We start from the raw sequence: 15,062 nt of genomic DNA, 5'->3' as shown, positions 1-15,062 counted from the left end.
CGTCCTGAAGTCATCAGGGAAGTGTTGCGTGCCTGTCGAACACAAAGCTGTCTCAAAATTATTTATGCCTCCATGCAGAATCCGCAGTGGCATGAGCGCATGATTTCCCCACACACCCTGGTGTATACCGGTTTTCGCTGGCATGTCCGTGCCTATTGCCATCAGAGCAAGCAGTTTAAGGACTTTTTACTCTCCAGGATTGATCGCACACCTGTTGTGGTGGCGATTGATACAGTAGACCCTGTTCAGGATCAACACTGGCATGAAGAAATTCTACTGACGCTGATCCCTAATCCAAAATTGAATGAAGCTCAAAAAGCGCTGGTCGAAAAAGACTTCGGCATGCCTGATGGCAGATTACAGATTCCGGTGAAAAAAGCCCTGGCTCACTATACCTTGCAGCGATATCAGGCCGCGATCACGCTGGCTGAGGCGGAAGATGCCTTGAAATATCCCTTGGTACTACAACGCTCAGATATCGAAAAGCTGTCGTCTTACCTGTTTGATCAGGCCTCATAGGAGATTGGCCATGTTAGAACAATTTCATTATGACAGTGACCTGATTGGTGGCTCCCTGATGGTGCGTGAAAGCCGGCTGATCGCGGATCTGTTATTACGAGAAGCGACTCCAGAACAATGGCATCAGGCCATTCAGATTGACAATATTCTGCAAAAAAGAACGCCTGCTTCAGCTCAACGCAATGCCACCGCTATTCGTAAGCGTCTTGAGCGCTTAGAGCCTGATTTCTGGAAAGCTTTGCGTGATGGGGATGATGAGCTGGCGACCCAGGTGGCTTTTTGTGGGGCACTGGAACGCAACCTGTTGCTGCTTGAGTTTATGGAAACGGTGATGAGGGATGCCTATATCTCCCAGGCGCAATACTTGGACAGTTATATCTGGTCAGACTTTCTGGATGAGCGCTCACAACGCGATCCGGATATCTGCGAATGGAAAGAGTCCAGCAAGAAAAAAATGGGGCAGGTGGTGTTTCGCATGCTGGCAGAAGCCGGTTACTTAAAAAGTACCCGTAAGCTGGAGTTACAGCGCGTGATCGTCAGAGCAGAGCTGCGTAGCCTGTTGGAAGAACATTATAAACAACGCATTAAAAGATCTATGGAAGTGTCGCTATGGACGCGGTAGTTGTAGAGGGGCAGCAATGAGTCAAACAATACATGAGCGTCTGAACCAGATTCCAGAGCGAATTCTTTCCACCGAGTTTCTCACCGGGCAAGGACTGGGCAATGAAATTGGCTTCTGGATTTTTGATTATGCACCTGAAGATGAGCTGAAAGTCCGCGAATATCTTCATTTTCTGGAAGGGATGCTGGAGAAAAAACACAGTCAGCTGAAGGTGGTGAATATTAATCTGCTACAAGCAGTGGTGGATTACCTGGCTGAGCGCAATTTCATTGATAAAGCGATCCAAATGCAAAAAGCCAAAGGCGATGAGGCACTGCTCAAGGCTCTGAAAGGTCCACTGCATATGGATAAGTTTGCGCCGTATCTGGTGAGCAAATATGCCACCAATGAGCAAGATATAGTGTTGATGACCGGGGTGGGGTCGGTTTGGCCACTATTACGTGCACATCATTTGTTAAACAGTTTGCATTCCTTGCTGGGGCATAAACCAGTCGTATTGTTTTATCCGGGGTATTACGACGGTCAGGCCATGAGTTTATTTGGAAAAATTCCAAGCAATAATTACTACAGAGCCTTCAGATTAGTGCCATAAGCACGACAAATAGCCATAAAAATTCGGGGAAATGGATTGAGATGAATATTAAAGAACTTTTTTACAAGCCATTAGATCGTGCGATAAACGGGGTGGTCAAGGCAGACCAGAATGACAATACCACGGTATATCAGGAACTTGATGAGTATGTGGTCACCAATGAGCTGGAAAAGCATTTTCGGGACTTTTTCCAGTCTTATGGCACAGATCTAAGCGATCCTTCGATTGCGAACCGAGTCGGTGTGTGGATTTCAGGCTTCTTTGGTTCAGGTAAATCACATTTCCTGAAAACCTTGTCGTATATTCTGGCCAATAAAGTGGCACGTGACGCGGAAGGTAACGAACGCAGTGCTGCCGAATTCTTTGATGAAAGCAAAATCCGTGATGCGTTTATCCGTGCAGATATTGGCAAGGCCGTCAGCCATCATGCTGATGTCATCCTGTTTAACATCGACAGTAAAGCCAGCTCCAATGATGACGGTAATCCGATTCTGAATGTGTTTTTACGCGTGTTTAACGAATATCAGGGTTTTAGTGCTGACCATCCACATATTGCCCATATGGAACGTCACCTGAGCCAGAAAGGGGTGTATGAGCGCTTTAAACAGGCTTTTGAAGAATCTAGCGGCATGTCTTGGCTAGAAGAACGTGATGGCTATCAGTTCTATCAGGATGATGTCGAAACCGCGATTTCCCAAGCCCTCAACTTATCAGCAGAAGCTGCGCATAAATGGTTTGAGGATTCTGAGCAGACCTTTAGTGTTTCGGTTGAAAATTTCTGTCAGTGGGTGAAAGAATACCTGGACAGCAAAGGACCCCAGCAACGCATGTTGTTCTTGGTCGATGAAGTGGGGCAGTTTATTGGCAGCGATACCCGCTTGATGCTGACATTGCAAACCATTACTGAAAACCTGGGTACGATCTGTAAAGGCCGCGCTTGGATTATCGTCACCTCACAGGCAGACATCGATGCTGTTTTAGGTGAGATGTCTTCTTCCAAAGCCAATGACTTCTCCAAGATTGCTGGACGTTTTAAAACCCGTTTATCACTGTCCAGTTCCAATACCGATGAAGTCATCCAGAAACGTTTATTACGTAAAACCCCAGAAGCAGAAGCATTGCTCAGATCGGTGTTTGAGCAAAAGGGCGATATCTTAAAAAATCAGATTACCTTTGACCGTTCAGGCCCAACCCTCAAGAACTATGAGGGGCCAGACAGCTTTATTCATAACTATCCTTTTGCGCCGTACCATTTCCAGCTGGTGCAAAAAGTATTTGAAGAAATCCGTAAAGTCGGTGCGACCGGTGCACACTTGGCCTATGGTGAACGGTCCATGTTGGATGCGTTCCAGATGGCCGCGAATGCGATTGCCACAGATGAAGTCGGGGCACTGGTTCCTTTCCACCACTTCTATACTTCAGTCGAAGGCTTCCTAGATACAGCGGTTAAACGTACCATCGACCAGGCAGGGCAGAATAAGACCCTGGATGGTTTTGATGTGCAGATGCTGCGTACCCTGTTCATGATCCGCTATGTCGATATCATCAAAGGTACGCTAGATAACCTGGTGACTTTGTCGATTGAGAAAATTGATGAAGATAAGCTGGCATTGCGTAAGCGGATTGAAGAGAGCCTGCAGCGTCTGGAAAAAGAGAGCCTGATTACGAGGAATGGTGATGAGTTCCTGTTCCTGACCAATGAAGAAAGGGATATTACTAAAAAAATTAAGGATATTAATTTAGCTAGCTCGGAAGAAAACAAAGAATTAGCCAATCTGATCTTTAAAGATTTACTGCGCGATCAGAACAAATACCGCCATCAAGCCAACAAGATGGACTATCAGATTGGTCGTTTCCTAGATAGCCATAGCCTGGATGGGAAGTATGAGAGCGATTTGAAAGTTGAAATCATTTCTCCACTAGATACGGAATATAACCTCTACACTGAAGCTTACTGTATTGGTAAAAGTACTCAGGCCGAAGGACAAGTGCTGTTTAAACTGGCAGATGATAAACAGTTCTTTAATGAACTGCGCACCTGGCTGAAAACCAATAAATTTATCCGTTTAAATGATGATGGCACTCAGTCCGATATCACCCGTATTCTGGCAGACCGTGGCCGTGAGAATCAGGAGCGTAAAAAACGCCTGCGTGCCCGGGTCGAAGAAATGTTGCTGGACGCGGAAAGTTATGCCTTGGGTCAACGTCTACAACTTTCATCTTCAAGTCCAACCACCAAGCTGGATGAGGCTTGTCGTTATTTGCTGGAAAACACGTATACCAAACTGAGCTATCTGCAGGTCTATCAGCAGGATGCTTGGCGTGAATTGAACGCCGTCTTGACTGTGGATGATATGGCGCAGCTCGGATTGTCTCTGGATGGCGGTCAGAGCAATCCCAAAGCCCTACAGGAAGTGGAGCAGTACATTGCACTACGGGCCACCGGTACAGAGCGTATTCTAGTCTCAGATGTGATAGATCGTTTTGTCAAACGTCCTTATGGCTGGCCGGATGCCGAGATTTTACTATTGGTGGGTCAGCTGGCTGCGATGGGGCGGATTTCTCTGCAGTTAAATGGCGGCAGCTTACAGTTAAAAGATGCCTTTGAGCCTTTACAAAACAGCCGCCGTCGCCGTGATGTGTCGATCATTAAAAAACGCCAGACTGATGATCAGGTGTTGAAACAGGCACGCCAACTCACCCAAGACCTATTCTCGGCTATGGGACCAGCGACAGAGAAAGAGCTATTTGAATTCTATACCCAACATTTTAAAAACTGGTTAGCCAACTTTAAGTCTTATAAGAGTAAAACTGATGTCGGGCAGTTCCCAGGCAAGAAAGTGATTGAAAAGTCGATTCTGACTTTGGAACGTCTGCTGGCCAATAGCGACAGCTTCGATTTCTTTAAGGCCGTGGTTGAGAACAAGGACGACTATCTGGATCTGGAAGAAGACTACCGTGATATTCATGAATTCTTCAGTAACCAGATGCCAAGCTGGCAGCAACTGCAACAGGCCTTACGTCATTTTGAGAAGAACAAACAGGCACTGGGCAGTGATGAGGTGGCTAAAAAAGCCCTCTCCGAATTACACCGTATTTCGACCCTTGAATCGCCCTATGGCCTGTTAAATAAAGTGGCTGATTTGGTTCGCACAGTGGAAAGCGTCAATGAGCAATTGCTGACTGAGAAGCGCAATCAGGCAATAGAACACATTGATGACAAGATCAAGCAGTTAGAAGCTGAGATCAAAAACAGTGGCATCGCTAGCGCTGAGCTGAGTAACAAGCTATTACGCCCACTACAACTGCTGAAAACGGATATTGAAGTGGAAACTAGCCTGTCCACCATCTATATGCTGCAAACCCAAACCAGCGTCGAGCGTTTTGATGAAGCCTTGTATGAGTTGGAAAGCGAAGTTGAGGCGGAAATCCAGCGTCAGGCCAAAGCGGCACAATTGGCTCAGAGCAAAGCCGAGAGTATAACCAACACTGCAACCACCTCCAGCCCAGCTACATCAACACCTGCTGTGAGTCCGGTACAGCCTGCGACAGCCGTAGTGCCACCGAAACCTGTTGTCGAAGTTGATGTCGCCAGCATTTACAGCAAAAGTTCAAGTAGTGTCTACCTGGAAACAGAAGAATCAGTGGATCAGTTTGTAGACGCACTCAAAGCTGAATTGAAAAAAATTGTGAGTGATAAAAAGCGTGTGCGTATCCGCTAACAGGGCTTAGGGATATCGGCATCAGTCATTAATTAAAGGTTTAAAGATGAATACCAGTAATATTAAAAAATACGCACCGCAAGCACGTAATGATTTTATCGCAGCGATGCGCAAGCAGGCGGCCAAATATGGCATCACCGCAGACAGTATTTTACCGGCTGAACAGAAAGGCGACTTGCTGCTGATTGGCGATCAGGTTTTTCCGCTATCCGTCATGAAACCACGTGACAAGCTGATCAAACGCATTCAAACCAGCAGTTTTGAGCAGACGATTGATTATATCGCTTACAGCTGGTTTAACCGTCTCTGTGCGATTCGCTACATGGAATGCAAAGGCTTACTGGATCATGGCCGTCGTGTACTCAGTAGTGCCGATGGTAGTGCAGGCTTGCCACAGATTTTGGAAGAATGTCTGGATATTGACCTACCAGGTTTAGATGCCAGCCGTGTGGCTGAACTCAAACTGGATGGCAATAAAGACGAAGAACTGTATCGTGAGCTATTACTGGCCCAATGCCATGCATTGAATCAGGTCATGCCACTCTTGTTTGAACAGGTTTCTGATGAGTCTGAACTACTGTTACCGGATAACCTGACCAAAACCGACTCTTTGATCCGTGATTTAGTGACCAGTATTCCGGAAGAAGATTGGTCGGATGTACAGATTATTGGCTGGCTGTATCAGTTCTATATTTCTGAAAAGAAAGATCAAGTGATTGGTAAAGTCGTCAAAAGTGAAGACATTCCTGCTGCGACGCAATTGTTCACGCCAAATTGGATTGTGAAGTATCTGGTACAGAACAGTGTCGGTCGTTTATGGATGATGGCACAGCCTGATAGTACGCTGGCCAGTGAATGGGAATACTATATTCAGCCAGCGGAACAGACCGATGAAGTCAATGCCCAGTTAAAACAGCTGATTGATGTGAGGATCAGTGAAGATGGCGATACTTTAAACCCTGAAAGCATTACGGTACTCGATCCGGCCTGTGGTTCGGGGCATATTCTGGTGGAAGCCTATGACTGCTTAAAAGCGATTTACTTAGAACGTGGTTACCGTAGCCGTGATATTCCACGTTTGATTCTGGAAAACAACCTGTACGGCATTGATATTGATACCCGTGCAGCACAGTTGGCGAGTTTTGCGTTATTGATGAAAGCACGTGAGGATGACCGCCGTTTATTTAGCAATCCACCGAAGCTGAATATTATTGCGTTACAAGATAGTCAGCCAGAACGTTTGGATGCATTCAGTCAGGATTTGGCAAGTACTGGTATTGCTCAGACCGATTTAAAAGAACTGCTAGATTTATTTGAATATGCTTCGACTTTTGGTTCTTTGATTCAAATTCCTCAAGCATTCGCTAAGAAACTACCTGATTTAGAAAGCAAGCTGAATACAGCATTAGAATCAGGTGATATTTTTGCACAGCAGTCAGCACAAGAGTTATTGCCTTTACTACAACAAGCTAAATTACTGGCTAAACAATATGATGCCGTGATTGCGAATCCGCCGTATATGGGCAACAAGTACTTAAATCCAAATCTTAAAAACTATTTAAAAAAGAACTATCAGGGTTATGAAAAAGATCTTTTTTCAGCATTTATGATCCGAGATTTGCAGCTAACTAAAGAAAGTGGACAGCTTGGCTTTATGTCACCTTTTGTTTGGATGTTTATTTCATCGTATGAAAATTTGCGTACGCATTTTATTGATCATGCAACAATCACAAGTTTGATTCAGCTTGAATATTCTGGTTTTGATGGAGCAACGGTTCCAATTTGTACATTTACATTAGCAAAAGCACATATTGTAGAATTTACTGGTTCATATATTCGTTTATCTGATTTTAAAGGTTCTGAAAATCAGGCACCTAAAACATTAGAAGCGATTAAAAATCCCAAGTGTGGATGGTTTTATAATACGAAGCCAGATGACTTTAATAAAATACCTGGAAGTCCTGTGGCTTATTGGTTAAGCAAAAAGATTTTATCTGGTTTTGAAAAAAATAAAGTTAATTCTGTAGGTACAACTAGGGTTGGTTGCCAAACTAGTGATAATAATAGATTCCTAAGAGTTTGGTTTGAAGTATCGAAAGAAAAATCTTATTGGAATGCAGAAGATAAAAAAATAGCAGAAGCCTCAACAGCCAAATGGTTTCCTTATAATAAAGGAGGAAATTTTAGAAAATGGTATGGGAATATTGAATACGTAGTAAACTGGGAAAATGCGGGTGATGAGATTTTTTCTTATGCTAAAGATCTCTATGGTTCACCAACAAGAACTGTAAAAAATGCAGCATATTATTTTAAATCCTCTGTTACATGGTCAAAAATTTCTAGTGGTATTCCTTCGTTTAGATGGCAACCTGTTGGATCAATTTTTGATGTAGCTGGTGCATCTGTATTCTTGGAAAATCTGGATCAAGAGTTTAAATTGCTAGCACAGTTAAATTCAAAAGTAACCGTAAAGCAATTGGAGGTATTATCTCCAACCCTAAATTTCGAGACTTCACATATTGCTGCATTGCCTGAAGTTATCAGTGTTGTAGATAAAAAAGTAATAGAAGTGTCTAGTAACGCGATTAACTTGGCAAAAAAAGATTGGGACTCTTATGAAACCTCATGGGACTTTTCCCAAAACCCAATTATTAGTAATCAGCAGCCAAATTTAGAACAAGCCTTTAATACATGGCAACAGCAAAATGCGAACGCCGTCGCTGAAATGAAACATCTGGAAGAAGAAAACAATAAACTGTTTATAGAAGCTTATGGTTTACAGGACGAACTCACACCAGATGTACCGGATGAACAAATCACCCTAACCCGTGCCAACCGTGAAAAAGACAGCCAGCGGTTAGTCTCCTATGCACTTGGCTGCATGATGGGACGTTATAGCCTGGATGAACCAGGTCTGATCTATGCCCATGCAGGTAATCAAGACTTCGATGCCAGCCGTTACCAAACATTCCCAGCCGATGCGGATGGCATTATTCCACTGACCGAAATGCATTGGTTTGAAGATGATGCAACACATCGTATCCAAGAGTTTTTAACTGCGGTTTGGGGTAAAGACACACTAGACGCTAATATGCTGTGGCTGGCAGAAAGCTTGGATAAAAAAGCCAGTGAAACCGCTGAAGACACCATTCGCCGTTACCTAGCCAGCAAGTTCTATAAAGACCATATGCAGACCTATAAAAAGCGCCCGATCTACTGGTTATTCAGCAGTGGTAAACAAGGTGCTTTCCAGGCGTTAGTGTACTTGCACCGCTATAACGAAAGCACTTTGGCACGTATGCGTACTGAATATGTCATGCCACTGATTTCAAAAATGGCAGCGATGGTTAATTCTTTGCAAAGTGAAATCGAAAACAGTGATTCCGCTGCTGAAATTAAACGTAAAGAGAAAGAACTACAAAATCTGCATAAGCAACAGGCTGAACTGAGTAGCTTTGAAGAAAAACTGCGCCATTATGCCGATCAGCGTATTAGCTTAGATCTGGATGATGGAGTGAAAGTAAACTACGGCAAGTTTGGGGACTTGTTGGCTGAAGTGAAAGCAGTGACGGGGGAAAAGTGATGAATAGCTTTTCTTCCACACTAGATCATGCAGAGGTGGTTGCATGAACTTAAGTCAACTACAGCAAGGCCTGGAACAAGCCTTTTATACTGAACAGCACCGAATTGTCTTTTGGTACGATGCAGAGCATTCATTTACTGAAGAAATCAAAGCCCTAAAGCTAAATGATGTCCAGATTTTGAATATGGCAGAAGAGTCGAGTTTGGCGATCAAGCTTAAACTGGAACTTGAGGATCAGCAGGGTAAATACTTGCTGTATTTCCCCAGTGCTGAGCCTGAAACCGAAAAAGACTGGTTACTGGACATCAAGCTGTATTCACGCAGCTTCTATGCCGATCGTTTCTCGATTATTTTTAATGAGCTGGGTTTACAGCAGCAGAGTCTAAGAGAACATCTGGCCAAACGTGAAGAATTCCTTAAAGCCAAAGCCCGTCTGAGTACATTGAAACGCTATATCCAGCCTGATGCAGATGCACAGGATCTGGATATGGCCATGATTGCAGCTGTGGTCAAGGCTGACAGTGCCGAACTTATGCATATTGTCCTGGCGTTGGCAGATGAAATGGTACAGCAGAACCTGGCTCTGGAAGTCAATCCAGAATCCTTTGCTGAACTGGAAAAATTCCAACTGGTGCCAGCTTTAGTCACAGCATTACAGGCGGAAATTGGTTATCCAGCATCGGTTGAAGAGTTGAATGGGGAAGCACCATTCAAGCTCGGTACGTTCTTTATCCGTTTGATGAGCACAGGTTTCTGTGAAAGCCTGGGCGATATACCGCTATGGGCTCAGGAACTGGTGATGTCATCCGTCAGCTCCCGTGCAACAGCTAGAGCCTTTTTGTCGCGCTGGAGAGACAGTTCCAAATACTACCCAACCTTCGATACACTCTCCCAGACCGTGGCGAATGCACTGCGGATCCAAGAAAAGGTCGGGGCTTTTGATCTGGAGCAGCTGCTCGATGTCATGACCTTTGAAGTGATTGAACAAAAGATCATTGTTGATTTGGCCAGCCAGATCCCTGCAGCAACCAAAGCTGAACTGGAACATTTCAGAACGGTTATTTCTACCCGTCTGGATGGCTATTGGGCGTCCAAACATAAGGACGATGCAACCCGCCGTAAATACCGTACCGTCTATACAGCGTTGCAGGCAGCGATTGAGCTGTTCAGCCTGCGACAGCAGTTTGATTCTGGGTTCTATTTCGACTCCAACGAAGCCTTGTATAAAGCCTACGAGCAAGAGTTGTATCGCTTTGATATGGCCTATCGCCACTACAGTGCTGCTTCTCAACGCGCTCATGTCGATATCCTGAAAAAACTTGATGAAGAAGTGGAAAATTGCTATTCCTACTGGTTTATTGACCACTTGGCACGTAACTGGGGAGAGCGGGTTGAAGCTGAGCAACGCTTGAATGTCTGGAAAGTGGCAGATATCCCAAATCAGCAGAACTTCTACGATACTCACGTCAGACCCTTACTCAGTTCTGCAACGAAACGCCGTATTGTGGTAATTATCAGTGATGCTTTTCGCTATGAAGCTGCGGTAGAGCTGCGTGATCGTATTAATGAAAAGCGTTATTCCGAAGCGACCTTGTCTTCACAGCTGGGCGTTGTCCCAAGTTACACCACACTTGGCATGGCCTCGTTATTGCCGCATCAGACTTTGGAGTACAAAGAGGCCGCAGGGGATGATGTTTTAGTAGATGGGCAGTCCAGCAAAGGGACTGCAGCACGATCCAAAATTCTGGCGGCCTATAATGGATTGGCGGTTACCGCTGAAATGGTAAAAGGTTGGTCGCGTGATGAAGGTCGTGAAGCACTTAGAGACTATGAGTTGATTTACGTTTATCACAACGTGATTGATGCACGCGGTGACAGCGCCTCGACAGAATCAGAAACCTTTATGGCGGTAGAACATGCCATTGAAGAGCTGACCGAACTCAGCCGTAAAATTTTAATGCACTTCAATATTTCCACCCTGTTGATTACAGCCGACCATGGCTTTCTGTTCCAGCAAAGTAAACTGGAATCTGCGGATCGTTCAAGCTTGACTGAAAAACCTACCAATACATTGAAGAGCAAAAAACGCTATGTGATTGGGCATGGTTTACCAGAGAGCAAGGAAGCCTGGAAAGGCTCAACCCAAGCTACGGCAGGCACATTATCTGCGACTGATTTCTGGATTCCAAAAGGGGCGAACCGTTTCCATTTTGTAGGAGGCTCACGTTTCGTGCATGGCGGCATCATGCCTCAGGAAATTGTGGTGCCGGTACTGATGGTAAAACAGCTACGTGGTGAAAAGGCTGGACAGCGGACCAAGCGTAAAGTTGAGGTCATTTCTACCAAATCCACGCTGAAGATGGTCAATAACATCCAGAAGTTTGATTTGATGCAAACCGAAGCTGTCAGTGAGCTGGTCATGCCAGTGACTTTATCCATTGCCATTTATGATGGGGATCTTAAAGTTTCCAGTGAAGAAACTTTGACTTTTGATAGCACTACCGATTCTGTTGCCGATCGGGTCAAACAGGTCAGATTGTCATTGTCTGGCACTGATTTTGACCGTAAGAAAGATTACTTCCTGGTACTGAAGGACAAAGACCTGAATATCGAGATGCAACGCTATAAGGTCACCATTGATCTGGCATTTACCGATGACTTCTTCTAATAACGAATTAACGATAGAGCGTAGCCTACATGGAATCTGCTAACGATAAAGAACTGGATCAGCTGCTGAATGAACACTTTGCTGGGCGGGTGGTACGTAAGGATCTGACTAAACTGATCAAAGAAGGGGCCAATGTCCCGGTCTATGTACTTGAATACCTGCTGGGAATGTACTGTGCCTCGGATGATCCAGAGATCATTGAACAGGGACTACGTAACGTAAAGACGGTTCTGGCAGAGAACTATGTACGACCTGATGAAGCTGAGAAGGTGAAATCCCTGGTTCGTGAACGGGGCAGTTATAAGGTCATTGATCGGGTGACCGTAAAGCTGAATGAGCGTAAAGACAAATACGAAGCATCATTTAGTAATCTGGGCATCAAAGATGCCGAAATCTCGGCAGGCATCGTCAAAGAGTATGAAAAATTACTAGTTGGTGGTATCTGGGTCATTGCTACGCTCAGTTATTATTTTGAAGAAGGGCAGACTAGTTCTCCATTTGGGGTGAGCTTACTCAAGCCGATTCAAATGCCGAATATGAATATGGATGAACTCTTCAGTGGCAGAGCAGCATTAAGCACGGATCAGTGGCGCGAGAGTTTAATCCGTTCCATCGGCATGGAACCGGCTTCGTTAAAAGAGGACGTGCAATGGCACCTATTAGCGCGTATGGTTCCGTTCGTTGAAAATAACTATAACGTCTGTGAACTGGGACCACGCGGTACCGGGAAAAGCCATATTTACAAAGAGTGTTCACCGAATAGTATTTTAGTCTCTGGTGGGCAAACGACTGTCGCCAACCTGTTCTATAACATGAGTAGCCGCCGTATTGGTCTGGTAGGCTTATGGGATGTGGTAGCTTTTGATGAAGTCGCCGGTATTTCCTTTAAGGACAAAGATGGCGTACAGATCATGAAAGACTACATGGCCTCAGGATCTTTTGCCCGTGGTCGTGAACAGATGGAAGCCTCAGCTTCGATGGTTTTTGTGGGTAATATTAACCAAAGTGTTGAATCCTTGGTGAAGACTAGCCACTTATTGGCTCCTTTTCCTGAAGCAATGATCGATTCGGCATTCTTTGATCGCTTTCATGCCTATATCCCAGGTTGGGAAATTCCAAAAATGCGCCCGGAATTCTTTACCAACCGTTATGGCCTGATTGTTGATTATCTGGCTGAATTCTTCCGGGAAATGCGCAAGCGCAGTTTTGCGGATGCCATTGAGAAGTACTTCAAGCTAGGGAATAACCTGAATCAGCGTGATGTGATCGCCGTTCGCAAGACGGTTTCTGGATTGATGAAGCTGCTCTACCCACATGGTCAATTTAACAAAGAAGATGTACGGCAATGCCTGGAATATGCGCTGCAGGTGCGCCGTCGGGTCAAAGAACAGCTGAAGAAAATTGGAGGGATGGAATTCTATGATGTGCATTTTAGCTATATCGACAATGACACCCTAGAAGAACATTTTGTATCTGTAAAAGAGCAGGGTGGTGGTGGACTGATTCCCGAAGGTCCTGCTAAACCAGGCTTCCTGTATACCATTGGCCTTAGTAATAAGGGCATGCCTGGCTTATACCGCTTAGAACTTCAAGTCACTAAAGGTTCAGGAAAGTTGGCGACATCTGGCTTATGGAATTCAAGTAGTGCCAAAGAACAGGTCAAGATTGCTTTTGACTACTTCAAGGCCAATGCATCTCGGATCTCGGGGGGCAGTAAGGTGCTGGAACATGATTTCCACTTACATGTGGTAGAATTACAGAATACCGGCCCGCTCAGCCATCTTGCTCTGCCAAGTTTAGTGGCTTTTGCTTCTAGCCTGTTAGGACGATCGGTACAAAGTCAGATGGTGGTACTGGGTGATATGAGCTTGGGTGGTTCTGTGACACCGGTGGAAAGTATTGCCGAATGTCTGCAAGTTGCTTTTGATGCGGGTGCCAAGAAGGTTGCTTTGCCAATGAGTAGTGCGGCAGATATCCCAACGATTCCTGTGGAACTGTTTACCAAGTTCCAGACCAGCTTCTATGCAGATCCGGTAGATGCGGTGTTTAAAGGGCTAGGGGTGGATTAATTTCATATCTGTCTGGAAGAGTTACAGTAGATTGTTTTAAATTCAGTTTCTCAAGTTAAACACCATGTTGTAAAAGCATAATACTGCCTCTTTTAAAGAGCTAGTATTTTAGGGGGGGATTACCCAGGGGTAATGCTCCCCGCAAATAATTGGACTTAAAAGTAGAAAATCGAATACCCTTGATTTAAGGAGATTTTCTATGAAAATAGCTAAATATTCAGACAGCTTAATTATGAGTATTTTGAAACAAGCTGAAGCAGGAACACCTGTTCCAAACCTTTGCCGTGAGCATGGAATGAGCACCGCAACTTTCTATAAGTGGAAGTCTAAATATGGCGGAATGGATCTTTCCATGATGACTAGGCTTAAAGAATTAGAGGCTGAAAATGCCCGTTTAAAACGTATGTATGCTGATGAGCGGCTTAAATCTGACATTTTACAAGATGCTCTTTCAAAAAAGTTTTAAGGCCAGTTCAGCGGAAGTCTCTTGCACAGCAGGCTGCTGAGCAGTTTAAGATTTCTATCAGCATGGCCTGTTTAATTTTTAATGTTAGCCAAACCTGTTATCGCTATAAGGCCCTTTTGAAAGAGGAAAATGTTCAAATCGCTGAGTGGTTGATTAAGCTAACAAATGAAAATAAAACGTGGGGTTTTAAACTCTGCTATCTGTATTTGCGCAATGTAAAAGGTTATGGATGGAATCACAAACGCATATATCGGATCTACAAAGAGCTTGAACTTAACTTAAGGATTAAACCCAACAAACGAATTAAACGAGAACAACCAGAAACCCTTGCAGTACCAACAGCTAAGAATGAGTCATGGTCAATGGATTTTATGCATGATCAACTCAGTGATGGGCGTAGCTACCGTGTGCATAACGTCATTGATGATTACAATCGAGAATCGTTAGATATCCTTGTTGATTTCTCATTACCGGCTGAACGTGTTCTGCGGGGGCTTAACCAATTAATTGAATGGCGAGGCAAACCTAAACATATTCGATCCGACAATGGGCCTGAATATATAAGCGATTTAATGAAAGAATGGTGTGATCAACATGATATTGAGCATATCTTCACTCAGCCAGGTAACCCTCAACAAAATGCCTATGTTGAACGATTTAATCGCACAGTTCGATACGAATGCCTAAACCAATATTTATTTAGAGAGCTTAGTGAGGTTCAAGACTGTACAACCTTATGGCAGTACTTTTATAATCATGAACGACCTCATATGTCAGTAAATGATTGTCCACCTAATTTTAAACAATAACAAGGGCTTTGG

The 15,062-nt window shown here is 44.4% G+C and carries 8 protein-coding genes; all 8 read left to right on the top strand.

Annotated elements, in window-relative coordinates:
- A partial coding sequence (locus F973_RS14145; protein ID WP_004759022.1) for a WYL domain-containing protein occupies positions 1-519 on the top strand: 519 nt, incomplete at its 5' end.
- Positions 520-529: 10 nt separating this feature from the next.
- Positions 530-1,141: a DUF1819 family protein gene (locus F973_RS14140; RefSeq protein ID WP_004758931.1), complete on the top strand. Its 612-nt coding sequence runs from the start codon at positions 530-532 to the stop codon at positions 1,139-1,141.
- 16 nt (positions 1,142-1,157) lie between these two features.
- A complete protein-coding gene (locus F973_RS14135) occupies positions 1,158-1,733 on the top strand; it encodes a DUF1788 domain-containing protein (RefSeq protein ID WP_004758930.1) in 576 nt (191 codons plus the stop codon).
- A 41-nt stretch (positions 1,734-1,774) separates the two neighbouring features.
- Positions 1,775-5,455 (top strand): BREX system P-loop protein BrxC, encoded by a 3,681-nt coding sequence (gene brxC, locus F973_RS14130; protein ID WP_004758928.1) that lies wholly within the window; start codon positions 1,775-1,777, stop codon positions 5,453-5,455.
- Between the two features lie 46 nt (positions 5,456-5,501).
- Positions 5,502-9,038 carry a BREX-1 system adenine-specific DNA-methyltransferase PglX gene (pglX, locus tag F973_RS14125; protein WP_004758927.1) on the top strand — a complete coding sequence of 1,179 codons (3,537 nt, stop codon included), beginning with the start codon at positions 5,502-5,504 and terminating at the stop codon, positions 9,036-9,038.
- A 43-nt stretch (positions 9,039-9,081) separates the two neighbouring features.
- Positions 9,082-11,706: a BREX-1 system phosphatase PglZ type A gene (pglZ, locus tag F973_RS14120; RefSeq protein ID WP_004759020.1), complete on the top strand. Its 2,625-nt coding sequence runs from the start codon at positions 9,082-9,084 to the stop codon at positions 11,704-11,706.
- Between the two features lie 29 nt (positions 11,707-11,735).
- The gene (gene brxL, locus F973_RS14115; protein ID WP_004762566.1) at positions 11,736-13,775 is read left to right on the top strand and encodes a protease Lon-related BREX system protein BrxL; all 2,040 of its coding nucleotides are present in this window, start codon (positions 11,736-11,738) and stop codon (positions 13,773-13,775) included.
- A gap of 199 nt (positions 13,776-13,974) precedes the next feature.
- A protein-coding gene (locus F973_RS14105) for an IS3 family transposase (protein WP_149931230.1) occupies positions 13,975-15,050 on the top strand; the annotation gives its coding sequence in 2 pieces (ribosomal slippage) (positions 13,975-14,227 and positions 14,227-15,050; 1,077 coding nt in all).
- The last annotated feature ends 12 nt before the right edge of the window (positions 15,051-15,062 follow it).

The sequence above is a fragment of the Acinetobacter sp. CIP 102129 genome (assembly GCF_000368305.1).
GTDB lineage: Bacteria > Pseudomonadota > Gammaproteobacteria > Pseudomonadales > Moraxellaceae > Acinetobacter > Acinetobacter parvus.
Note: the sequence above shows the minus strand (reverse complement) of the source record. Positions and strands in the feature narration are given on the sequence as shown.